This is a genomic window from Yonghaparkia sp. Root332 (assembly GCF_001425665.1).
GTDB lineage: Bacteria > Actinomycetota > Actinomycetes > Actinomycetales > Microbacteriaceae > Microcella.
The window spans coordinates 430,453-453,899 of the sequence record NZ_LMCX01000002.1; the positions used below are offsets into that span (position 1 = coordinate 430,453).

Sequence of the window (23,447 nt, forward strand, 5' to 3'; positions counted from 1 at the left end):
CGCGACCCTGCGCGAGCGTGGCGGAGCATCCGTCACGAGACCGAGGGGGGTCCGACCATGACCATCAGTGCCGACCGCGAGCAGCGACCGAGCCTGCCGATCGTCGATCACGCGCGGGGCAAGCGCTCACCCGTCACGTGCCGGCTGAAGTGCGCGGACGCGTGCCTCGGGCCGGAGTGCAACACCTCGCAGAACGTCAGCTTCCGCTCGGTCGTGCAGACGGCCTTCAGCCGTCGCGCCCTCCTGGGCGGAGCCGCCGCGGGTGCCCTGGCCATCGCGAGCACGTCGGTCGATCGCCCGGCACCCGCCCTCGCCGCGCCCGCCACGACCGGGCTGCCCTTCGACCCCATCGCGCCCGTCGACGCGAGCGTGGATTCCTTCGTGGTGCCCGCCGGGTACACCTGGGCGCCGCTCATCCGCTGGGGCGACCCCGTGCTCGCCGGCGCGCCGGTGTTCCACCTCGCCGCCCAGTCGCCCGCCGCGCAGGCGATGCAGTTCGGCTACAACAACGACTACCTCGACATCCTCGTCGACGAGGGCGGGCTCACCGGCGTGCTCGTGGCGAACCACGAGTACGTCAACCCCGGGATCATGTTCCCTCCGTCCAGCGACGCCGCCGAGCTGCGCCGCCGCGGCGAGATCTACAAGGCCGCGCAGGGCATGAGCGTCGTCGAGGTCGTGCGTGATGCCCCGGGGGCCCCGTGGCGCACCGTTCCGGGCGGCCGTCGCAACCGCCGCATCACCGTCGAGACGCCGTTCGCGCTGACCGGTCCCGCGGCCGGCTCCGCACTCCTGCGCACCGCGGCCGACCCGGAGGGGCGCACCGTGCTCGGCACGCTCGGCAACTGCGCGGGCGGAACGACCCCGTGGGGCACGGTCCTGTCGGGCGAGGAGAACGTCAATGGCTACTTCTCCGCCCCCGCCGACTCGCCCGAGCGCGCTCGATACGGCTTCGCGCAGCGACCCACGAGCACGGGGTGGGAGACCTGGGACCCGCGCTTCGACGGCACGGCGGCCGGCTTCGAGAACGAGGCCAACCGCTTCGGGTACATCGTCGAGATCGACCCGAGCGACCCGACCTCGACCCCCGTGAAGCACACCGCGATGGGGCGGTTCAAGCACGAGGGCGCGAACGTGACGATCGCCGAGGATGGCCGGGTCGTCGCGTACATGGGCGACGACGAGCGCGGCGACTACCTCTACAAGTTCGTCTCGAAGCACCGCGTCAATCGCGGCCGCGGGCCGGGCGCGCGGCGGGCGAACCTGCGGCTGCTCAGCGAGGGCGACCTGTTCGTCGCGCGGTTCACGGGCGACTCGCCCGCCGCCGAGATCGACGGCTCGGGTCGTCTGCCGCAGGATGGCGCGTTCGACGGCTCGGGGGAGTGGATCGCGCTCACCCGCGACGGTCGTAGCGCTGTGCCGGGGATGACCGTCGAGCAGGTGCTCGTGCACACGCGGCTCGCCGCCGACCTCGTGGGCGCGACGAAGATGGACCGCTGCGAGGACGTGGAGCCGCACCCGACGACCGGTCGCGTGTACATCGCGTGCACCAACAACACCCGCCGTGGCATCGACGCGCCGGTCGACGAGGCCAACCCGCGGCTCGCGAACAGGGATGGCCACGTCATCGAGCTCGTGGAGTCGCACGGGCAGGCCGGTGCGCGGTTCGTTTGGAGCATCCTGCTGCTCTGCGGCGACCCGAGCGGCGCCGCCCTGACGTACTTCGCCGGATTCCCGCCCGCGATGGTCTCGCCGATCTCGTGCCCCGACAACGTCGCCTTCGATTCCGAGGGAAACCTCTGGATCTCGACCGACGGCGCCCCGAGCACGATCCGCAAGAACGACGGGCTCTTCAAGGTGCCGCTCGAGGGGCCGGACCGCTGCCGGGTGCAGCAGTTCCTGTCGGTGCCGAGGGATGCCGAGACGTGCGGGCCCGTGATCCGCGCCCAGGAGGGCATGGTGCTCGTCGCCGTGCAGCACCCGGGCGAGGACGGCACGGTGGACGCCCCGACCTCGCTCTTCCCGGACTACGGCTCGACCGAACCTGGTGCGGTGCGGGCGCCGCGGCCCTCGGTCGTCCAGGTCTGGCGCGACTGAGGAGGCCCCCCGCAGCGGCCGCGGGAGGCGGTGCGGGCGCGGAGTCGGGTACCGTGGAGGTCCGACCCGCGCCCGCGCCATCGCGCGTCGCGTCGCCCAATCGAATAGCGGAGGTACCCCACGTGGACATCGACCTGGCAGTCCTGAGGATGATGGAGCGCGAGCGGGAGATCCCGTTCGAGGAGCTCGTGCAGATCATCGAGCAGGCGATCCTCACGGCCTACCTCAAGCACACCGATCAGCCCGATCAGCGCGGCTCCGACCAGCCGCAGCCCCGCGTCGAGCTCGACCGCAAGACCGGGCACGTCACGGTGTACGCGCCCGAGTTCGACGAGGAGGGCGCGCTCGTCGGCGAGGCTCCTGACAGCCCCGACGACTTCGGCCGCATCGCCGCGTTCGCCGCCAAGCAGGTCATCAACCAGCGCCTGCGCGACATCGGCGACGACAAGGTGCTCGGCGAGTTCAAGGGGCGCGAAGGCGACATCATCGCCGGCGTCATCCAGCAGGGCCCGAACCCCCGCATGGTGCACATCGACCTCGGCGCGATCGAGGCGATCCTCCCGCCCGAGGAGCAGGTGCCTGGCGAGGAGTACCCGCACGGCCAGCGCATCCGCGTCTACGTCACGAGCGTCTCGCGCGGGCTCAAGGGCCCGTCGATCACCGTGAGCCGCACGCACCCCTCGCTCGTGCGGCGCCTGTTCGCCCTCGAGGTGCCGGAGATCGCGAGCGGCGTCGTCGAGATCACGGCGCTCGCGCGCGAGGCCGGCCACCGCACCAAGATCGCCGTCCGCGCGACCGAGCCGGGCGTCAACGCCAAGGGCGCGTGCATCGGCGAGCTCGGTCAGCGCGTGCGGGCCGTGACCGCCGAGCTGGGCAACGAGAAGATCGACATCGTCGACCACTCCGACGACCTCGCGACGTTCGTGAAGAACGCCCTCTCGCCGGCGAAGGTGACCGACGCCTTCGTCATCGACCCGGCGACGAAGGCCGTCCGCGCGCTCGTCCCCGACTACCAGCTGTCCCTCGCGATCGGCAAGGAGGGGCAGAACGCCCGTCTGGCCGCGAAGCTGACCGGCGCCAAGATCGACATCCAGCCCGACTCCGTGATGGAGGACTGATCGCCGCGCGCGACACGCCCGGCTCGGGCGATCGAGGGGCGAGGGGGTAGTATGGATCCCGTCAGAACGTGCATCGGCTGCCGTCGGCGCGCTTCCCGCTTCTCGCTACTGAGGGTGGTGGCTCGCGATGGAGCGGTCGAGCCGGATGCCCTGAGCCGCTTGCCGGGTCGGGGCGCGTGGGTGCATCGCACTCGCGACTGCGTCGAAACCGCGACTGCGCGGCGAGCATGGGCTCGCGCGCTCCGTGTCGCTGGTCCGCTCGACGCGGGGCCGGTTCTGACGCACATCGGATCCGACGGATCCACGAGAGAACAGGCTGATCGGCTCTTGGACAACTAATGAGCGACTCGAAATGAGTTTCGTCAACCCCTAACGGTCCGCCCCTGCCTGGGAGCGGACCCCAGACAGGAGAATTGTGGCTGGAAAACCACGCGTGCACGAGATCGCGAGCGAGCTCGGCATCGAAAGCAAGGTCGCCCTCGAGAAGCTCAAGGAGCTCGGCGAGTTCGTCAAGGGACCGTCGTCGACGATCGAGCCCCCCGTGGCGCGCAAGCTGCGCCAGGCGCTCGAGGCCGCTGGTGTGACCGCGACCAAGGTCGCTGCCGCGCCCGCCGCGAAGCCCGCGGCCAAGCCGGCGACCCCCGCGGCCCCCAAGGCGCCCGAGGCCGAGGCCCCGGCGGCGCCCGCTCCCGCGGCGCCCGTCGCGCCGGCCGCCCCGGCGGCCCCCGCGGCTGAGGCCGCGCCCGCCGACGCCCCGCAGGCGGAGGCGAAGCCCGCCGACGCGAAGCCGGCCGGTCCCGCGGCTCCTGGCGCCCCGCGCCCGGGCAACAACCCCTTCGCCTCGCAGCAGGGCATGGCCCGCCCCGGCCAGCCCCGCCCGGGCAACAACCCCTTCTCGTCGACGCAGGGCATGCCCCGCCCCGGCGGCGGCGCGATCCCGCGTCCGACGGCCCCGCGCCCGGGCGCCCCGCGTCCCGGCGCCCCGCGTCCCGGGTCGCCGCGCCCCGGTGCCCCGCGCACCAACGCGCCGTTCCAGGCGCGCACGGGCGGCCCCGGTCGTCCCGGCGGCGCCGGTGGCGGCGGCTTCCAGCGCCCCGGCGGCGCTCCCGGCGGCGGCTTCAGCGGCCCCCGACCCGGTGGCGGCGGTCGCGGTCGCGGCCCCGGCGGCGGCACGGCGGGCGCCTTCGGTCGTGGCGGCGGCAAGAGCAAGGCTCGCAAGTCGAAGCGGACGAAGCGGCAGGAGTTCGAGATGCGGGAGGCGCCGTCGGTCGGTGGCGTCAGCGTTCCCCGCGGCGACGGCAAGACGGTGGTCCGTCTGCGCCAGGGCGCCTCGATCACCGACTTCGCCGACAAGCTCGAGACCATCAGCGGCATGAACTGCCCTCCGGGCAACCTCGTGACCGTGCTGTTCCACCTCGGTGAGATGGCCACGGCGACCGAGTCGCTCGACGGCGCGACCTTCGAGGTGCTCGGCGCCGAGCTGGGCTGGCGCATCGAGATCGTCTCGCCCGAGGACGAGGACAAGGAGCTCCTGGAGGGCTTCGACATCGACCTCGACGAGGTCGACGACGAGGAGGACCTCGTCATCCGTCCGCCCGTGGTCACCGTCATGGGCCACGTCGACCACGGAAAGACCAAGCTGCTCGACGCGATCCGCGAGGCGAACGTCGTCGCGGGCGAGGCCGGTGGCATCACCCAGCACATCGGTGCGTACCAGGTCTGGACGGAGCACGAGGAGATCGAGCGCGCCATCACCTTCATCGACACCCCGGGTCACGAGGCGTTCACCGCCATGCGCGCCCGTGGTGCGCAGGTGACCGACGTCGCGATCCTGGTGGTCGCGGCCGACGACGGCATCATGCCGCAGACGGTGGAGGCGCTCAACCACGCCCAGGCCGCCGGCGTCCCGATCGTCGTCGCGGTCAACAAGGTCGACAAGGAGGGGGCCAACCCCGCCAAGGTGCGCCAGCAGCTCACCGAGTTCGGTCTGGTCGCCGAGGAGTACGGCGGCGACACGATGTTCGTCGACGTCTCGGCGCTGCAGAAGAAGGGCATCACCGAGCTTCTCGACGCCGTTCTCCTGACGGCGGATGCCGGGCTCGACCTGCGCGCCAACCCGGCCCGCGACGCCCGCGGCGTCGCGATCGAGGCCCGACTCGACAAGGGTCGCGGCTCGGTCGCCACCGTGCTCATCCAGGCGGGAACGCTGCGCGTCGGCGACCCGATCGTCGCGGGCACGGCCTACGGCCGCGTGCGGGCGATGACGGACGAGAACGGCGAGAAGGTCGACGAGGCCTACCCCTCGCGACCCGTGCAGGTGCAGGGTCTGTCGAGCGTTCCGCGCGCCGGCGACACCTTCATCGTCACGGACGACGACCGCACGGCCCGACAGATCGCCGAGAAGCGCGAGGCCGCCGAGCGCAACGCCTCGCTCGCCAAGGCGCGCAAGCGCATCAGCCTGGAGGACTTCACCAAGGCCCTCGAGGACGGCAAGGTCGAGTCGCTCAACCTCATCATCAAGGGTGATGTCTCCGGTGCCGTCGAGGCGCTCGAGGAAGCCCTGCTCAAGATCGAGGTCGACGACAGCGTGCAGCTGCGCATCATCCACCGCGGTGTGGGTGCCGTGACCGAGAGCGACGTCAACCTCGCGACGATCGACAACGCGATCATCGTGGGCTTCAACGTCCGGCCCGACACGAAGGCGCGCGAGCGCGCTCAGCGCGAGGGCGTCGACATCCGGTTCTACTCGGTCATCTACGCCGCGCTCGAGGAGATCGAGAACTCGCTCAAGGGCATGCTCAAGCCCGAGTTCGAGGAGGTCCAGTCGGGTGTCGCCGAGATCCGCGAGATCTTCCGCTCGTCGAAGTTCGGCAACATCGCCGGTGTCATCGTGCGGTCGGGAACGATCACGCGCAACGCCAAGGCGCGCGTCATTCGCGAGGGCGTCGTCGTCGGCGACAACCTCGCGATCGAGTCGCTGCGCCGGTTCAAGGACGACGTCACCGAGGTCCGCACGGACTTCGAGGCCGGTATCGGCCTGGGCAAGTTCAACGACATCCAGATCGGCGACGAGATCGAGACGATCGAGATGAAGGAGAAGCCGCGCGTCTGATGACGCCGGCCACGGGCCCCCGCCTCCACGCGAGGCGGGGGCCCGTCCCACTACCCGCACCACCAGCAAGGGGAAGAAGACATGGGTGAGAGCCCCCGCGTCCGCAAGGTCGCCGACCGCATCCACGAGGTCATCGCCAAGCGCCTCGAGCGCGGCATCCGCGACCCCCGCATGGGGTTCGCGACGATCACGGCGGTCCAGGTGACGGGCGACCTCCAGCACGCGAGCGTCTTCTACACCGTCTACGGCACCGATGAGGAGCGCGCCGATACGGCCGCGGCGCTCAAGGCGGCGACGGGGATGCTCCGCACCGAGGTCGGGCGCAACCTGAACACACGGCTCACGCCGTCGCTCGAGTTCATCCTCGACGGGGTGCCCGAGAACGCCGCGGCCATCGAGGCGCTGCTGCGCGAGGCGCGCGAGCGGGATGCCCGGACGGAGGCGGAGGCCGCCTCCGCCGAGTACGCCGGCGACCCCGACCCCTACGTCAAGCCGCGCGAGTTCGACGAGGACGACGACGACCTCGACGAGGAGCCCGCGGCGCGCTGAGCCGCGCGCACGGCCCCGGAGGCGGCCCTGCTCCGGAGACCGACCCGCCTACTCGGAGATCTCGAGCGCGCTCCCGCCGAGAACGAGCGAGGCGACCATGACGACGAGCGAGCCGCCGATGATGAGCGCGCCCATGATGCCGAGCACGCCCAGCAGGGCGCCTTCGAGCACGCCGACCCTCTGCGTCGACTCGGAGGGGGTGGGGGTGCCGGGCAGCGTCATCGCGGACTCCTCGTGCGGTGCGGCCCTCGAGCGCGAGGGCGGGGTGGTCGGGGGAGCGGTGAGCCGCTCACGAGCATCCTGATCATTGTCGCTGATGAACGCCTGCGCGACGCGCGCGAGGGGTACGGGCTGCGGTCGGGTCGCGTCGTCCGTCGGGTCGCGTCGTCCGTCAGGTCTCAGGCGCCGCTCGCCGCGTGCTCGTCGGCCGATTCCGGCAGCCGGCGCATGCGCAGCAGCGGTGAGAGCACGACGAACCCCGAGCCGAGGAGCATGCCGACGAGCGCGATCTGCAGGGTCGTCGCGATGCCGAGCTGGGCGGCGAGGACGCCGGAGAGCACGCCGGCGATCGGCATGACTCCCCACACGACGAACCGGATCGACGCGTTCATGCGCCCGAGCAGCGGCAGGGGGCAGATGCGCTGGCGGAAGCTCACCTGCGCGATGTTGTAGACGAGCACGGCGATCGCGCTGAGCGCCTGACCGAGAATGAGCAGGGGGATGGCCGCGGCAGGCAGGAGCGGCATGAGCACGATCGGGATGAGGCCGACGACGCCGAGCAGGGCCGCGACAGGGATGATCGTGCCCTCGCCGATGAGCGCGCTCAGTCGCGCCGCGACGATCGCGCCGACGATGCCGCCGATCGCGCCGACGGCGGTGGCGATGCCGAAGATCTCGGGGCCCAGCCCGAGGTCGCGCAGCACGAGGAGGGGCAGCATCGTGAGCCCGATCGTGGCGAAGAAGTTCGTCGACGCGGTGCAGAGCGTGATCGCGCGCAGCAGCCGGTTGCCGAAGACGAAGCGCAGCCCCTCGGCGATCTCGACGCGCAGCGGGCGGCGGTCCTCCTTCGGGCGCGCGACCTCGTCGTCGCGCACGGTCGCGAGCATGATGAACGAGCCCAGGTAGGTCGCGGCCGTCGCGGCGAGGAGCACGGGCGCCTGCACGATCGTGAGCAGCAGACCGCCGAGCGCGGGCCCGCCGACGCCCGCGAGCTGCGCGGTCGACTCGAGCTTGCCGTTCGCGTCGGCGATGCGCTCGCGCGGCACGAGCACGGGGATGTAGCTCTGGTAGGCGATGTCGAAGAAGACGGTCGCGACGCCGACGACGACGGCGAACAGGATGAGGTGCCAGACCTCGAGCACTCCCGCCCACCACAGCAGCGGCACGGCGGCGAAGGCGACCACGCGCACCGCGTTCGCGCGCATCATGATGGGGCGCTTGCGGGCCCGGTCGATCCACGCGCCGGCGGGGAGGCCGACGACGAGGAAGGCGAGCGTTCCCGCCGCGCCGAGCAGGCCGACCTCGACCTCGTCGGCGCCGAGCAGCACGATCGCGAGCACGGGCATCGCGAGGAACCCGAGCTCGCTGCCCAGCTGGGCTCCCGCCTCGCCTCCCCAGAACCGCAGGAAGTTCGGGCGTCGCCACAGCGTCCGCGCGGCGTCGGGAGGGGCCGGGGGAGCGGGGGCGGTCGCGGGGGTCTCGGAGCTCACAGCGGCCAGTCTGCCGCCACCGATTGAGAAGTGTCAATCGGTTCTTCCCGCGCGCCCGCCGACGCACTACCGTGGTCGCCATGAGCAGCGAGGATGCCCGCGATCGGGCGGCGAGGCGCGCCCTGTCGTCGCCGCTGCGGCTCCGCATCCTCCGCTACTGCCTGTACGAGTCCCACTCGAACCGCGAGATCGCCGTGCAGTTCGGCCTCAACCCCGGGACGAGCCTGCACCACGTGCGCACGCTCGTCGACACGGGCTTCCTCGCCGCCGAGGAGGGGCGCCCCGGGCGGCGCGGGAGCGTGGAGATCCCGTACCGCGCGACGGGCAAGTCGTGGGATGCCCCGACCGACGGCACCGGAGACCTCCTCATTCGCACCTTCCTCGAGGAGATCGAGGGGCGCGACCTCGACGAGCTCTTCATGGTGCGCATGGGCTTCAAGCTGCGCCCCGAGCGGCTGGAGGAGCTGCAGCGCCGGCTCGTCGACCTCGTGCTCGAGTTCCACGGCTCGCCCGACGACGACGGCGAGCTCTCGAGCCTGTTCATCGCCGGGCACCCGGAGGAGCGACCGGCGGACCGGCCGGCGGAGCGGCCGGAGCCGGAGGCGCGGCCCGAGCGCCGTCAGGAGCCGGGCAGCGCGTAGCCCTCCTCGCGCGAGCCGGTCGCGAGGCAGTCGGCGAGCAGGCCGGCCAGGGCGCGCTCGCGCTGCACGGCATCCGCCCAGACCCCGTCGAGGATCTCCGCCGGGACCGGCCCGTCCGCGTGGCGCAGCTCGCGCATGATGAGGCCGCGCACCTGGCGGTCGCTGCCCTCGAAGCGCGCCTGCCGCGGCGCGCGCGGCCCGTCGTAGTCGGGGTAGCCGGCCGCGCGCCAGGCGCACAGCGCGGCGAGGGGGCACGCGTCGCAGCGGGGGGCGCGGGCGACGCACACGACCTGGCCGAGCTCCATGAGTCCGGCGTTCATGAGCCGGGCATCCGCGGCGTCGTCGGGGAGGAGGGCCTCCATGTCGGCGAGATCCGCGCGGGTGCGGGCCGGGCCCGCCGCGCCCCGGCCGTGGATCGCGCGCGCGATGACGCGGCGCGTGTTGACGTCGACCACGGGCGCCCTGACCCCGAACGCGAAGCTCGCGACGGCGCGCGCGGTGTAGTCGCCGATGCCGGGGAGCGCGAGCAGGGCATCCACGTCAGCGGGCACCTCGCCGCCGTGCCGCTCGCTGATCGCGACCGCCGCGGCGTGCAGGTTGAGGGCGCGGCGGGGGTAGCCGAGGCGATCCCAGGCGCGCACCGCCTCGGCGGGGGAGTCGCTCGCGAGCGCGTCGGGGCTGGGCCAGCGCGCGAGCCACTGCTCGAGCCGCGGGATGACGCGCGCGACCGGGGTCTGCTGCAGCATGATCTCGCTCACGAGCACGCCCCACGGCGAGAAGCCCGGCGCGCGCCATGGCAGGGGCCGAGCGTTCGCGAGGAACCACGGGATGACGCGCGCGCTGGGGGAGGACTCGGCGGCCGTCACGGGGCAAGCCTAGGCTGGCGCGATGAGCGAGACCCGACGCGCTCTCCTGGAGCAGCTGGCCGACGACCTGCAGGCCGCGCACCCCCGCGGGCGCGCGCTCGTCGCGATCGACGGCGTCGACGGCGCCGGCAAGACGACGTTCGCCGACGCGTGGGCGGCGGTGCTGCGTGAGCGCGGCGTGCACGTGCTCCGGGCGACGGTCGACGACTTCCTGCGGCCGAAGGTCGAGCGGTACGCGCGGGGTCGCGACTCGGCCGAGGGGTACTACCGCGACTCGATCGACGTCGCCGCGCTCCGGGCGGCGCTCGTGGAGCCCTTCCGCTCGGGGGCGGACTCGGTCGCGCTCGCCGTGTTCGACCACGAGCACGACGCGCCCCTCGAGGTGCGCGAGCGGAGCATCCCCGCCGATGCCGTCCTCCTGATCGACGGCATCTTCCTGCATCAGCCCGAGCTGCGCGGCCTCTGGAACCGGTCGATCTGGCTCGACGTCCCGCCCGAGGTGCGCGATGCGCGGCTCGTGGCGCGCGACGGCGAGGGCAGCCTCGCGCCGCGGTACAGCGAGGGGCAGTACCTCTACCAGAAGGAGGCGAACCCGCGTCGGGCGGCGACGATCGTCGTCGACAACAGCGATGCGGCCCACCCGCGCCAGGTCTTCGACGACTTCTGCTGACGCGCTCGCGCGGCACCGAGGGCACTCAGCCTCGCCGCCTAGCGTGGGCGCATGCGCGTACTCGTCACCGGAGCGACCGGCTACATCGGCGGGCGGCTCGTGCCCCGACTGCTCGAGGCGGGCCACGACGTCCGCGTCTTCGTCCGCGACCCCGACCGCCTGCGCGAGGTGCCGTGGGGCGACGAGGTCGAGGTCGCCACGGGCGATCTGCAGCGCTCCAGCGACGTGCGCGCGGCGGTGTCGGGCATCGACGTCCTCTACTACCTCGTGCACTCCATGGCGAGCTCGGGCGACTTCGAGGAGACCGAGCAGCGCATCGCGCGCACCGTCGCGACCGAGGCGAGGGCCGCGGGCGTCGGGCGCATCGTCTACCTCGGCGGGCTCCACCCCGACGGCCCGCTCTCGCGCCACCTGCGCAGCCGCAAGGAGGTCGGCGACATCCTGCTCGGCAGCGGCGTGCCGACGATCGCGCTCCAGGCGGGCGTCGTCATCGGGTCGGGCTCGGCGAGCTTCGAGATGATCCGGCACCTGACCGAGGTGCTGCCGTACATGCCGGCGCCGAAGTGGGTGCGCAACTTCATCCAGCCGATCGCCGTGCGCGACGTCCTCCACTACCTGATCGAGTCGGCGACGCTGCCGGCGACCGTCAACCGCGCCTTCGACATCGGCGGGCCCGACGTGCTGCGCTACGGCCAGATGATGAACGGGTACGCGGTCGAGGCGGGGCTCAAGCAGCGCCCGATCGCGAGCCTGCCCGTGCTCACGCCGTATCTCGCGAGCCAGTGGGTCAACCTCGTCACGCCCATCCCGCGCGCGCTCGCCGTGCCGATCATCTCGAGCCTGCAGTACGACGCGGTCATGCGCGAGCACGACATCGACGGTGTGATCCCGCCCCCGCCCGGCGGACTCACGGGCTACCGGCTCGCCGTCCGGTACGCGCTCGCGAAGATGCGCGAGGGCGAGGTCGAGACGAGCTGGCGCAACGCCGCCGTGCAGGGCGCGCCGAGCGACCTGCTGCCGAGCGACCCCGACTGGAGCGGCCACACCGTCTACACCGACCTGCGCGAGCTCGACACGCCCGCGCCACCGGAGGCCCTGTGGGCGGTCGTCGAGGGCATCGGCGGCGACAACGGCTGGTACTCGCTGCCCGTCGCGTGGGCCGCGCGCGGCTGGCTCGACAAGCTCGTCGGCGGTGTCGGCCTTCGGCGCGGGCGCCGAGACCCGGACCGCCTGGCCCCCGGGGACGCGCTCGACTTCTGGCGCGTCGAGCAGATCGACCGCGGCCGGTTCCTGCGGCTGCGGGCCGAGATGAAGGTCCCGGGCCGCGCCTGGCTCGAGTTCACCGTCCTGCCCCGCCCGGGCGGCGGGTCGACTCTCCGCCAGCGCGCGATCTTCTTCCCCTCCGGCCTCGGCGGGCGCCTGTACTGGTTCGCGATCGCGCCGTTCCACGACGTGATCTTCGCCGGCATGGCATCCTCGATGGCGAAGACCGCCGTCTCGGGCCGCCCGGTCCGACGCTGACGGCGTCGCGAGGGGGCTCGCCATGCGGCTGGTGACGATTCCGGGGGCGGATGCTCCGCGCACGCGCTCCGCACTCCTCGTCGCATTCGCCCTCGTGCTGGGTCTGTTCGGCTCACTGATCGCCGCACCGCAGCCCGCGCACGCCGACGAGAGCGGGGTGCTCTTCTCGCTCCTGAACCAGGCGCGCAACGGCGAGGGCCGTTCCTCGCTCGAGCGCATGGCGGCGCTCGACGCCGTCGCGCTCGAGTGGGCGCAGGCGATGGCCGCGTCGGGCGCGCTCTCGCACAACCAGTCGCTCGGCAGCCGGATCCCCGGCGGGTGGAGCTTCATCGGGGAGAACGTCGCGCGCGGCTACCCGAGCGGTGAGGCCATGCACCAGGGCTGGTGGGGCTCCTCCGGCCACCGCGCCAACATGCTCGGCGACTTCACCGACGTCGGAATCGCGTTCCTCTCCGCCGGCGGGTCGACGTGGGGCGTGCAGGTCTTCGCGCGCTACGGGGCGTCCCTTCCGCCGTACTCGGCGCCCGCACCCGTGCCGGCGCAACCGGCTCCTGCGCCCGCCCCCGCGCAGCCCGCCCCGGCGCAACCGGCGCCCGCTCCGCCCGCTGCGGCCGCCTCGCCCGACCCGCAGCCGAGCGTCATCGACCCCGAGCCCTCGCGTGCTCCGACGCTCCTTCCGTCGCCGAGCGCGACGCCCGCCCCGAGCGGCACGCGCGAGCCCTCGCCGAGCGCGGAGCCGAGCGCAAGCCCCGTGTCCGACCCGGAGGATGCCGCCTCGAGCGGCGCGATGGCGGTCGGACTCATCGCGCTCGCGGTGCTCCTCGCCGCCGCCGCTGCAGCCGCGGTGCTCCTCCTCCTCCGCCGCCGAGTCGCTGCGCAGTCGTAGCCGCGAGGTCAGCGTCGCGCGGTCGTAGCCCCGGCCGGTGCCGCTGTCAACCGCATCGCCGCACCGTGCCGCGTGCGCGAGCATTGCTCGCAGGCCGCCCTACCAGGGAGGTCACCGATCCGGAGACGACGGCGTCCAAGGAGGACGACATGATGCGCACCGTTTCACACCGAGAACCTTCCACGGGCGTCCGCGCCCTCATCCTCGCGGGCCTGCTCGGCCTGCTCCTCGCCCTGCTGGGCGTCGTGGCGAGCGGCGCGGCGGCCTCGGCCAGCGAGGGCCCTGCCGGGATCTCGTCGCTCTCGGCCTCGCCCGAGCCGAGCGACGAGCCGAGCGAGGAGGCGAGCGAGGAGCCAGCCGAGGAGGAGCCCGCCGACGAGCCGTCCGAGGAGGCTCCCGACGAGCCCGTCGATGATGGGGACGACGTCGTCGAGACCGATGACGACGACGGCTTCCCGCTCTGGTCGACCGTGCTGCTCGTGGTGCTGGGCATCGCGCTCGTGGCCGCTATCGCGTACGCGGCGACGCGCGACCGCGACCGGCGCGATCGCATCTAGCGGGCATCCGCCCCGAACCGACGACGCCCGTCGCGCGACCCGCATCGCGCGGCGGGCGTCGTCCTGTGCAGCGTGCGAACACGCGATCACGATTCAGGTCACGAAACGGTAACGGATGGGATAGTGTGGCGGAACCCTGCACCGAGGCAGGCTCCCCGACCCACGGAGCGACGTCGATGACGACAGCGCGAACGCCCGATCGCGGCACTCCTCGGCCGTACTCCGTGCGGCGGATGACCGTCTCGGCCGCCGCGTCGCTCGCTCTCGTCCTCGTCATGGTCGTCGATCACGACGCGGCCACCGTCCACGCCGCCAACATGTGGGGCACGCTGCGCGAGCCGGGCCAGCCCGCCTTCATCGCCGGCCACCGCGGCGACCGCGCGAGCGCGCCCGAGAATACGATCCCCGCCATCCAGGCCGCGCTCGACTCGAGCATGGAGTTCGTCGAGCTCGACGTGCAGAAGACCCTCGACGGCGAGCCGGTGATCATCCACGATGAGACCCTCGAGCGCACGACGACCGGCACCGGGCTCGTCGCCGAGCGCACGTGGGCCGAGCTTCAGACTCTGGACGCGGGCTCCTGGTACGCGCCGGAGTGGGCGGGCACGCGCATCCCGCACTTCGACGACTTCGTCGACGTCTTCCAGATCTCGCGCAAGAAGGCGCTCGTCGAGCTCAAGGGCATCTGGACGGAGGACGAGCTCGAGCCGGTCGTGAGCGAGATCTACGCCGCCGGCGTGCAGGACAGGATCGTGTTCGCGAGCTTCGAGATCGGCTCGCTGCACCACCTCGCGCGCGCGGCGCCGAACCTGCCGCGCGTCGTGCTGCGGCACACGCTGCCCGCCGACCCGGTGCGGCTCGCCCACTACTACGGGGCGGCGGCGGTCATGACGCGCCTCGCGGAGGTGCGCGCCCGGCCGGAGGTCGTCGACGCGATGCACGAGGCGGGCCTGGGCATCATGCTCTACACGCTCAACTCGCAGGAGAGCTGGGGCGAGGCCCTGGCGCACGGCGTCGACGGCGTCATCACCGATGAGCCCAGCGCCCTCGACGGCTGGCTCGCCGAGACCGCCCCCGGCACATGAGCGTCGTTCGGCGCTAGCGTCATCGCATGCGCGCTCTCGCCCTCCTCGCCGCGGTGCTCGTGACGGCGATGCTCGGGTCGCCGCCCGCGGTCGCCGCACCGCTCGCGGCGAGCGTCGACGACTTCACCTTCGACTCCTTCGACGTCGAGTATCGGCTCGGAGTCGATGACGAGGGCAGAGCCGAGCTCACCACCGTGGAGACCTTCGTCGCGCGGTTCCCCGAGTTCGACCAGAACCGCGGGATCCGCCGCTCGCTGCCCGCCCAGTACCAGGGGCGCACGACCGCGCTCGAGGTCGTGAGCGTGACCGACGAGAACGGCATCGGGCGGCCCTACTCGGTCGAGGAGGACTCCGGCGTCGTCGACGTCATCGCCGCCGTGCCGGAGGGGCGGTACGTGCGCGGCCTGCAGACGTACGTCATCACCTACACGCAGCGCGACGTCGTCGACGCTTTCGACGACACCGGCGCCGAGGAGTTCTACTGGAACCTCACGGGCACCGACTGGGCGCAGCCGTTCGCGCAGGTCCGCGGCCGCGTCGTGCTGGAGGACGGCCTCGCCGACGCGCTCATCCCCGGCGCGCTCGCCTGCTATCGCGGCGACGCCGGCTCGACCGAGACGTGCCCGATCGAGCGCGAGGGGGAGGTCGTGTCGGTGCAGGCCGACGGGCTCCTGCCGTACCAGACGGCGACGATCGCGCTCGGCTTCGAGCCCGGCACCTTCCGGCTGTTCGACCGCTCGTACCTCGCGAGCCCCGCCGCGTGGGTGCAGCTGGTCGCGCTGCTGGCGCTTCTCGCGATCGCCGTCCGGTCCCTCGTCCTGCGCGCCACGCGGTACCGAGATGCGACGGGCCGCCCCGTCCTCGTCGCCGAGTACCTGCCCCCGAAGGGCGTCACGCTGCTCGAGGGCGCGGGGCTCGTCCGCCGCCAGAGCCGCGCAGTCGCGAGCCAGCTGATCGACCTCGCGGTGCGACGCGCGATCACCGTCATCGAGGTGGATGCGCGGTTCTCCCTGCGCTCGCAGTGGCGGCTGCGGCTCGAGTCGGCCGCGGGGCTGGCCGATCGGGAGTCGCAGCTCCTCGCCGCATTCTTCGGGCCCGCCCTCGCCCCTGGCTCCGAGCGCACGCTGAAGAACTCCGACACGACCGTCGGCAGCCGGATCGCCGCTCTCGTCGCGACGATCGGATCCGATGCACGATCGCGCGGATGGCGCACGACGATCCCGCCGAGGCACTCCGCGGGGCTCCCCGCGCTCGGGCTCGCCGCCGTCATCACGGCGTTCGTGACCGGGATCCTCGTCAGCGACGAGGGCAGGGGCGGGGCGCTCCCCGGCGTCCTCATCGCCGTCGCGATCGGCCTCCTCATCGTCACGGGCGTGTGCCTGTGGCGCTCGCCGCTGACGGCGTCGGGCGCCGAGCTCCGCGATCACATCCGCGGTCTCGAGCAGTACATCGAGCTCGCCGAGGCCGACCGGATGCGCGTGCTCCAGTCGCCGGAGGGCGCCCTGCGCGACCGGGTCGACGTGCAGGACCGCGACGAGGCGCTGCGGCTGACGGAGCGCCTCCTGCCCTGGGCCGTGCTGCTCGGCCACGAGAAGGAGTGGGCGGAGCTGCTCGGCCGCTTCTACGACGAGCAGCATCAGCCCTCGTGGTACTCGGGGCGGTCGGCGTTCTCGGCCGCCGCGTTCTCCTCCGGCATCAGCACGGTGTCCTCCCGCGTGTCGTCGAGCTACTCGGGCACGAGCTCGTCGGGCGGCTCGAGCGGCGGCGGCTCCTCCGGCGGCGGCGGAGGAGGGGGAGGCGGCGGCGGGGTCTGAGCCGCGCGGCCGCGGCCGCATCCACCCGTCTGTCGGGGTTTTCTCAGAATGGTGCCTGCGTTGCGCCGTCGGGAGGCGTAGACTGCTCTCAGCTTCCCGAGCCCACCGCGTCGTTCTCGACCGGGTCAGGGCGCGGAGGCACCGGCCCCGAGCACACCGGCGGGGCCACTGCACACCGGTTCATCACGGGTGCCGATGGCGGTTCCGCAGACGGATGCTCCTTCGAGGTCCGGATGCCCCGCCCACGCACCACAGCATCCCCGCGGTCCTCGTGCCGCGCGTTCCCGAGGAGGGGCATGGCCCAGTCCGGCCAGCGTGTCAAGTCGTCCCAGCGCAAGGGCGGTTCACCGACCCGTCGCCGTCGCCCGCTCGACGAGCAGGGCATCATCCCGATCCTCGCCCGCGCGGTGCGCGAGGTGGAGAACGCCGCCGAGCGCGGCGGCAAGGTGAGCCCGTCGAACCGCACCAAGTTCCAGGTCGCCGCCCTGCTCGTGCGCGAGGAGCGCGCGCGCGTCAAGGAGGACCGCGAGGTGCCCGAGGGCGAGCGCGCCGAGGTGCTCAAGCGTCTCGACGGCCTCGCCGGCATCATGGCGAAGACGGCCGCGCGCGACACGACGCTCATCCAGCTTCTCGCGCCCGAGGCCAAGGTGTCGGACGCCGCCAAGCTCATGCGTCGCGACATGCTGCTGGCCTCCGGGGCCGAGCTCGAGCCGGACGACCTCATCATCATCACCGAGCCCGCACCGGTGAAGCCGGAGGTCGCGAAGCAGGTGCTGCCGACGTCGGTGAAGCGCGCGCAGCTCGCGAACCCCTTCCTCGCCCCCGACTTCTCGGCCCTCGCGGCGCTGCCGAAGCCGCAGACGGCGCGCCTGTCGAACTGGGAGCTCATCGAACCGCTGTTCCGGTCGTTCGAGTACGGCGCGGGCGGTCAGGCCGCGTCGATGGATCTGCCGGAGGCGGGCTCGCTCGTGACTCCGGGCGGCATGGAGCTCATGCGTCACCAGGCGCGGCTCATCGAGGCGGTGCGCGCGGGTCACCGCTCGTTCCTGCTCGCGGACGAGCCGGGCCTCGGCAAGACGGCGCAGGCGCTCATGGCGGCGAACGTCGCGCAGGCGTTCCCGCTCTTGGTCGTGGTGCCGAACGTCGTGAAGACGAACTGGGCGCGTGAGGTGCAGCGCTGGATCCCGCAGCGCTCGTCGACGGTCGTCCACGGCGACGGCGACGACCTCGACGCGTTCGCCGACGTCATCATCGTCAACTACGAGATCCTCGACCGTCACGTCGGCTGGCTCGGCCGGTTCGGCTTCAAGGGCATGGTCGTCGACGAGGCGCACTTCATCAAGAACGCGACCTCGCAGCGCTCGCGCCACGTGCAGGCTCTCGCGACGAGCATCCGCGCGGTCACGCCGAAGGCGCTCATGATGGCGCTCACGGGCACGCCGCTCATCAACCAGATCGAGGATTTCCGGATGATCTGGAAGTTCCTGGGCTGGATCGACGACAAGAAGCCGCTGGGCGAGCTCATGGTGAAACTGGAGGAGACGGGCCTCACACCCGTCGACCCGGGCTTCTTCGCCGAGGCGCGTCGCTGCGTCATCGATATGGGCATCGTGCGGCGCAAGAAGGTGGATGTCGCCTCCGACATCCCCGCTCGCCGCATCGCCGACATCCCGGTCGAGCTCGATGACGAGTACGGTCGCTCGATCCGCGACTCCGAGCGCGCGCTCATCGCCCGTCTCGTGGAGCGCTACCGCCGAGTGGCGGCGGCGCGCGAGGTGCCTCCGGTCGGCGTCGACGCCGAGCTCGTGCGCCTCGTCGCGCAGTCGGAGCTCGAGGAGTCGAAGGGCTCGACCAACGGCGACAACGTGTTCACGCTCGTGCGCCGCATCGGCACGGCGAAGGCGGTGCTCGCGGCCGACTACACGGCGCAGCTGGCGCGCAACGTCGGCAAGGTCGTGTTCTTCGCCAAGCACATCGATGTCATGGATGCCGCCGAGGCGCACTTCGCGTCGGCGGGGCTGAAGTCGGTGAGCGTGCGCGGCGATCAGTCGACGAAGGCGCGTCAGGAGGCGATCGACGCGTTCACGAACGATGAGGATGTCGCGGTCATCGTCTGCTCGCTGTCGGCGGCGGGCGTGGGGCTGAACCTTCAGGCGGCGTCCAACGTCGTCCTCGCGGAGCTCTCGTGGACCTCGGCCGAGCAGACGCAGGCGATCGACCGCGTGCACCGCATCGGTCAGGAGCTGCCCGTCACCGCCTGGCGCATCCTCGCGGCGCAGACGATCGACGCGCGCATCGCCGACCTCATCGACTCGAAGGCGGGCCTCGCGGCGCGCGCGCTCGACGGATCGGACGAGGTGCTCTCGCAGGAGGGCACGGTGCAGCTGCAGGCGCTCATCGCGATGCTGACGGAGGCGCTGAGCCGCTAGGTCTTTGCTGCTGCTGCTGCTGCTGCTGCTGCTGCTGCTGCTGCTGCTGCTGCCGCCGCTCGCGCGGCGAGCAGGGGCCGGCAGTGCCGTGCCTGCTCGAGCGCGGCACGGATGCTGACGGCGGCGCGATCGCCGCTGTGGAAGTCGCGCGTGCTCCAGTGGAGGATCGGCGGGGCAGCCGCGCGGTCCTCGAAGGGGTATGTCGCGATCGTGAGCGTGCTCGGCCGACGCGAGGTGTTCTGGCGCACGGCGACATGCAGACCGTCGTCGACCCGAAGAACTGCGGGGTCGAGAACGCCGTGATGCACGAGGGCGCTCACGCACGCGAGCGGGCCGCCGATCCGCCACGCCCGAGCGGCGTCGGTGGGGAGGTTCGGCCGCCCGTACCAGCCCTTGCGCAGCCTCACGAGCCGCCTCTTGCCGAGCAGCATCCGGATGCTCATCTCGTCGACGCCGGCCTTCAGCAGCTCCGCAGTGGCGACGATGCCGCCGTGGTGGTCGAGCAGCCGCTCGTGCGGAAGGCGCGTATCGCGAGGCGCCACCATCCCCGAGAACGGAGAGGCGTCGAGCAGCTGATCCTCATCGAATTCCGCCGTCGCCTCGAACCAGTCGGCCGTCAGCCGGCGAACACCTGGAGGCGCGATCCACGATGTGAGATCCATAACCGGCACCATGCCTCTTCGGCCGGTGCGCTGACGCGAGGGCCTGCGGAAACAGCAATCCCGCGCGCCGCACTCACGATGTGGAGGAGTGACGAAAACGGATTACGTCACTCCTCCACATCGTGAGTGTGCCGAAGTCGACGGTCGTGTGCGGGCGCTCAGGTGAACGCGCGCAGGCTCAGGCGGGGCGGGCGCTTGCTCGGTCCGAGCTGACGAGGTGCTCGACCGCCGCGAGCGGGATCGGCAGCCACGTGGGGCGGTTGCGCGCCTCGTACATCGCCTCGTAGACGGCCTTGTCGAGCTCGAACGCGTCGAGGAGGGCGCGGTGGGCTCGGAGATCCGTGCCGGACTGGGCGATGTACCCGTCGAGGAAGGCCCGGCGGCAGCGGTGCGCCCACTCGGGGTCGACGGCGTCGCGAGCCGCGGCATCCGCCGCGGTGTTGCGACGCGCGCCCACGACGTAATCGAACGAGCGCAGCATCCCAGCCACGTCGCGCAGTGGCGAGTCGACCCGGTTGCGCTCGTCGAGCGGGCGCAGCGGCTCGCCCTCGAAGTCGACGAGCACCCACTCGCCCGTCGAGCGACGCAGCGCCTGCCCGAGATGGAAATCGCCGTGGATGCGCTGCAGCTGCGGCCACGGCGCATCCTGCGCCGCGTCGTACACCGCCTCGATCGCAGGGCGCAGCGCGCGCAGCGCCGGCACATCGGAGGTCGCGACCGACAGCCGGTGGTGCCAGTTCGCCACGAAGCCCACGATGTCGCCGAGGGTCGCATCGCGCGTCGGCATCGCCTCCGCGAGCCCCGTGTGCACCTCCGCGGTCGTGCGGCCCAGGCGCTCCGCCTCGGCGCTGAAATCCTCGCCCGCGGCGGCCGACGCGAGCGCGAGCTCCCACCCGTCGGTCGCATCGGTCACGAACTCCTGCGCGAACGCCAGATGCCCCATCGCCGTGCGATCGCCGTGGTACGGGTCGTTCCAGTAGCCCGTGATCGAGCCGAGCATGCGCGGCACCTGCCGGTACCCGCGCGACGTGAGCGCCGACGGCAGGGTCACGTCCGGGTTCTCGCCCGTGTGCACGAGCCGGAAGACCTTCGCCACGAGCGGCGCCTCGCCGCCCTGGTCGAAGATGATCGACGTGTTCGACTGCTCGCCGCCGTGCACGCGCGCGCGACGATCGCTGCGGTGGATGTGCATGCGCTTCAGCAGCGCCGAGGTGTACGCGGGGTCGTACGCGCCGTCGAAGAGGTAGTCGTCGTCCGAGTCGCGGCCGATCAGGTGAGGCCCAGCGCCCTTCGGGATCGTCCTCCGGGCGACGAGCGGCACGTGATAGAGCGAGGGCGGGTTGTTCGCCAGGTCGCGAAGGATGAGCACGATCACGCGAGCCTCGGGCTCATCGGTCGGCCAGACCTCGCGTGTCACCTCGACGAGGTTCGGAACGCGGCCCTTGCCGGCGTACCAGCGCTGCCGGGTCATCCAGTCGGTCAGGCACTCCAGACTGCTGCTCATATCCGCCACCCTACGCGCGTGGGCTCCGGGACGGCGAGGAACGTCCCGAGGACTCCCAGGCCCGGCCGGCTCAGCGCAGCCGGCGCCGGAGGAACCCGTTCATCGCTGCGGAGAGCTCCGAGTCGATCGCGCGCTCGACGCCGTCGATCGATCGGATGGGCGCCGCGTGCCGCACGCTCGACACGAGCCACGCCGAGTCGGCGGCGGCGAGATCCGCGGCCGTGAGGGTCGCCACGCGTCCCTCCAGCCCCCACTCCGGAGCCGCCGCGAACAGGTCGACCTGCGTCGTGCCCGGAAGGATTCCGAGGGCGGCGGGCGGCGTCAGCAGCTCCGTCCCGCGGCGCACGACGAGCGTCGACGTCGGCCCCTCGAGCAGCAGCCCGTCGCTCGAGACGAACAGCGCGTCGTCCGCCCCGCGCCGCGCAGCCTCGCGCGCCGCCGCGCGATTGACGGCGTAGGAGAGCGTCTTCGCCCCCGCGAGCAGCCAGGGGGATGTCGCGGAGACGTCGCTGCGGAGCCCCCGATCCAGCAGCACGACGTCGATCCCGTCCGTGCGCTCGCGCCGGAAGTCGGCCGAGACCGTCCCGTACGCCCAGCCGGTCGGCGTCGGCTGACCCTCGACGCCGCGCGTGAGCACGATCTTCACCCAGGCCTCGTCGTGATCGGCCAGCAGCTCCGCGAGGGCGCGCACAGCATCCCCCCAAAGAGCGGGGTCGGGCTCGGGCAGGTCGAGCATGCGCGCCGACCGCGCGAAGCGCTCCAGGTGGGCGGCGAGGGCCTGCGGGTGCCCGCTGCCGATGCTGATCGTCTCGAAGACGCCGTCGCCGCGCGTCGCGGCGACGTCGGTCACGCGAACCTGCGGGAGGTCGGGGTGGGCCGTGACCCAGCCGGTGGCGTGCCCCTCGACGTCGTGCTCGACGAGGATCAGGTGCTCGTGCGTCGCCATGTCAGCGCCGCGCCACGCGGTGGTGGACGCGCGTGATGACCACGGCGAGGGCGGCGAGGGCGATGATCAGCACCGCGATGCCGACGACGTACTGCACGACGCCCGGCACGCCGGCGGGGCCGAACGGCTCGAGGAAGGGGTACGGGTACCAGCCCGTGATCGCACCGCGCACCATCGTGACTCCCACCCAGATGAGCGGGAAGCTCACCGCGAGCCCCATGGTGCTCCACCGCAGCCGGGGGCGCGTGGGGTTGAGCAGCCAGTCGAGGGCGATGTAGATCGGGATCCACACGTGCAGGTTCTCGTTCGGCCACGGCGGCGCGATGTAGCCGTCGTCGTTCGGGATGCCGCGCAGCAGCAGGTTGTACACGACGCCCGTGACGACCGCGTACGCGAACACGCTCGCGCGGGTGGCCGCGTACAGCGGAGTGTCGATCGGCGTGCGGAAGGCGAGAACTCCGCCGACGCTGAGCACGACGATGTTGATGAGCGCCGTCTGGATCGTGAAGTACGCGAAGTACTCGGTCGGCTCGAATCGCCCCGCGGCGACCTGGTCGCTCACCTGCCAGACGATGCTCGCGAGGACGCTCACCCCGGCGACGAGGCTCAGGACGCCCGCGATGCGGCGCAGGCGCAGGATCACCGCGCTCGGGGTCGGCTCGGCGGCGCCGGGGCGCGGGTCGGCGGAGGGCGCGGGGGAAGACGTCGTCGTCACGCCGACACGCTATCAACCCGCGCGGCCCGCCTAGGCTGGCGCCGTGCCGATGTTCGAGGTCGCCGCCGTCTACCTGACGCGCGAGCTCGCGACCCCCGACGGCCCGCGCACCGAGGTGCTGCTCGGCCGCAAGCGCACGGGCCTCGGCATCGACCGGCTCGTCGCCCCCGGCGGCAAGCTCGAGCCGGGCGAGACCGCGGCGGATGCCGCCATCCGCGAGGTGCGCGAGGAGGTCGGCATCGAGGTGGCGGCCCGCGATCTCGTGCCGATCGCCGAGATCGCGTACCCGTTCCTCGACCGGCCGCACCTCTCGCAGCTCCACCGCGTGTTCACCGCGAGCGTCTTCTCGGGCGACGCGACGACGAGCGCCGAGCTCGAGCCGGCGTGGTTCCCGGTGTCGGGCATCCCGTTCGATCGCATGTGGGCCGATGCGGGCCGGTGGGTCCCGCGGGCGCTCGCGGGGGAGTATGTCGCCGCAACGCTGACGTTCAGCGAGGGCGACGTGATGGTCGCGGAGGACTGGACCGGCGCTCGCCGCACCTGAACGTCGGCTCCAGGTGCGCTGG

At 72.4% G+C, this 23,447-nt stretch carries 21 protein-coding genes; 14 read left to right on the forward strand and 7 right to left on the reverse strand.

The genetic code is table 11. The annotated features are described in order from the left end of the window. Nucleotides 1-57: 57 nt before the first annotated feature. From ASC54_RS09775 to rbfA, 5 genes are all read left to right on the forward strand, one after another. Nucleotides 58-2,097: a PhoX family phosphatase gene (locus tag ASC54_RS09775; protein WP_055898663.1), complete on the forward strand. Its 2,040-nt coding sequence runs from the start codon at nt 58-60 to the stop codon at nt 2,095-2,097. 122 nt (nt 2,098-2,219) lie between these two features. After that, nucleotides 2,220-3,215 carry a transcription termination factor NusA gene (nusA, locus tag ASC54_RS09780; RefSeq protein ID WP_055860507.1) on the forward strand — a complete coding sequence of 332 codons (996 nt, stop codon included), beginning with the start codon at nt 2,220-2,222 and terminating at the stop codon, nt 3,213-3,215. A gap of 51 nt (nt 3,216-3,266) precedes the next feature. After that, nucleotides 3,267-3,554, forward strand: coding sequence for a YlxR family protein (locus tag ASC54_RS12670; protein ID WP_082515030.1), 288 nt, complete (start codon nt 3,267-3,269; stop codon nt 3,552-3,554). 94 nt (nt 3,555-3,648) lie between these two features. Beyond that, nucleotides 3,649-6,327, forward strand: a complete 2,679-nt coding sequence (infB, locus tag ASC54_RS09785; RefSeq protein WP_055898665.1) for a translation initiation factor IF-2 — start codon at nt 3,649-3,651, stop codon at nt 6,325-6,327. Between the two features lie 81 nt (nt 6,328-6,408). Beyond that, entirely contained in the window at nt 6,409-6,876 is a 468-nt protein-coding gene (gene rbfA / locus ASC54_RS09790; RefSeq protein WP_055860513.1) for a 30S ribosome-binding factor RbfA, read from the forward strand. 48 nt (nt 6,877-6,924) lie between these two features. On the opposite strand, the gene ASC54_RS12865 is transcribed toward rbfA, so the two are convergent. Both ASC54_RS12865 and ASC54_RS09795 read right to left on the reverse strand, forming a co-directional pair. After that, nucleotides 6,925-7,098 (reverse strand): hypothetical protein, encoded by a 174-nt coding sequence (locus ASC54_RS12865; RefSeq protein WP_156376812.1) that lies wholly within the window; start codon nt 7,096-7,098, stop codon nt 6,925-6,927. A 176-nt stretch (nt 7,099-7,274) separates the two neighbouring features. Further along, nucleotides 7,275-8,585 carry an MFS transporter gene (locus tag ASC54_RS09795; RefSeq protein ID WP_235451448.1) on the reverse strand — a complete coding sequence of 437 codons (1,311 nt, stop codon included), beginning with the start codon at nt 8,583-8,585 and terminating at the stop codon, nt 7,275-7,277. 80 nt (nt 8,586-8,665) lie between these two features. On the opposite strand from ASC54_RS09795, the gene ASC54_RS09800 reads away from it, so the two are divergent. Then, nucleotides 8,666-9,226 carry a transcriptional regulator gene (locus ASC54_RS09800; protein ID WP_055898668.1) on the forward strand — a complete coding sequence of 187 codons (561 nt, stop codon included), beginning with the start codon at nt 8,666-8,668 and terminating at the stop codon, nt 9,224-9,226. Here the strand turns inward: ASC54_RS09800 and ASC54_RS09805 are convergent. Beyond that, nucleotides 9,205-10,092, reverse strand: a complete 888-nt coding sequence (locus ASC54_RS09805) for an A/G-specific adenine glycosylase (RefSeq protein WP_055898671.1) — start codon at nt 10,090-10,092, stop codon at nt 9,205-9,207. The genes ASC54_RS09800 and ASC54_RS09805 overlap by 22 nt on opposite strands. Before the next feature lie 22 nt (nt 10,093-10,114). On the opposite strand from ASC54_RS09805, the gene ASC54_RS09810 reads away from it, so the two are divergent. The 7 genes from ASC54_RS09810 (at nt 10,115) to ASC54_RS09840 (ending at nt 19,054) form a co-directional block, all read left to right on the forward strand. Next, a complete protein-coding gene (locus ASC54_RS09810; RefSeq protein WP_055898674.1) occupies nt 10,115-10,762 on the forward strand; it encodes a hypothetical protein in 648 nt (215 codons plus the stop codon). 51 nt (nt 10,763-10,813) lie between these two features. Further along, a complete protein-coding gene (locus ASC54_RS09815; protein ID WP_055898677.1) occupies nt 10,814-12,283 on the forward strand; it encodes an SDR family oxidoreductase in 1,470 nt (489 codons plus the stop codon). Between the two features lie 22 nt (nt 12,284-12,305). Then, nucleotides 12,306-13,169, forward strand: coding sequence for a CAP domain-containing protein (locus ASC54_RS13260; protein ID WP_055898680.1), 864 nt, complete (start codon nt 12,306-12,308; stop codon nt 13,167-13,169). Between the two features lie 149 nt (nt 13,170-13,318). After that, nucleotides 13,319-13,726: a hypothetical protein gene (locus tag ASC54_RS09825; protein WP_055898683.1), complete on the forward strand. Its 408-nt coding sequence runs from the start codon at nt 13,319-13,321 to the stop codon at nt 13,724-13,726. A 176-nt stretch (nt 13,727-13,902) separates the two neighbouring features. Beyond that, nucleotides 13,903-14,811: a glycerophosphodiester phosphodiesterase family protein gene (locus ASC54_RS09830; protein WP_082515031.1), complete on the forward strand. Its 909-nt coding sequence runs from the start codon at nt 13,903-13,905 to the stop codon at nt 14,809-14,811. Nucleotides 14,812-14,837: 26 nt separating this feature from the next. Beyond that, nucleotides 14,838-16,625 carry a DUF2207 domain-containing protein gene (locus tag ASC54_RS09835; RefSeq protein WP_055898689.1) on the forward strand — a complete coding sequence of 596 codons (1,788 nt, stop codon included), beginning with the start codon at nt 14,838-14,840 and terminating at the stop codon, nt 16,623-16,625. Nucleotides 16,626-16,921: 296 nt separating this feature from the next. After that, entirely contained in the window at nt 16,922-19,054 is a 2,133-nt protein-coding gene (locus tag ASC54_RS09840; RefSeq protein WP_055898693.1) for a DEAD/DEAH box helicase, read from the forward strand. Here ASC54_RS09840 and ASC54_RS09845 read toward each other — a convergent pair. The 4 genes from ASC54_RS09845 to ASC54_RS09860 form a co-directional block, all read right to left on the reverse strand. Then, nucleotides 19,051-19,716, reverse strand: a complete 666-nt coding sequence (locus ASC54_RS09845; RefSeq protein ID WP_055898695.1) for a type IV toxin-antitoxin system AbiEi family antitoxin domain-containing protein — start codon at nt 19,714-19,716, stop codon at nt 19,051-19,053. The two genes, ASC54_RS09840 and ASC54_RS09845, sit on opposite strands and share 4 nt — an antisense overlap. A 178-nt stretch (nt 19,717-19,894) precedes the next feature. Next, nucleotides 19,895-21,220 (reverse strand): hypothetical protein, encoded by a 1,326-nt coding sequence (locus ASC54_RS09850; protein ID WP_055860545.1) that lies wholly within the window; start codon nt 21,218-21,220, stop codon nt 19,895-19,897. Nucleotides 21,221-21,290: 70 nt separating this feature from the next. Continuing rightward, entirely contained in the window at nt 21,291-22,166 is an 876-nt protein-coding gene (locus tag ASC54_RS09855) for an aminodeoxychorismate lyase (RefSeq protein WP_055898698.1), read from the reverse strand. A 1-nt stretch (nt 22,167) separates the two neighbouring features. Next, nucleotides 22,168-22,881, reverse strand: a complete 714-nt coding sequence (locus ASC54_RS09860) for a Pr6Pr family membrane protein (RefSeq protein ID WP_055898701.1) — start codon at nt 22,879-22,881, stop codon at nt 22,168-22,170. 49 nt (nt 22,882-22,930) lie between these two features. Here ASC54_RS09860 and ASC54_RS09865 point away from each other — a divergent pair, with 49 nt between their 5' ends. Next, a complete protein-coding gene (locus ASC54_RS09865) occupies nt 22,931-23,425 on the forward strand; it encodes an 8-oxo-dGTP diphosphatase (protein ID WP_235451480.1) in 495 nt (164 codons plus the stop codon). Nucleotides 23,426-23,447: the final 22 nt, after the last annotated feature.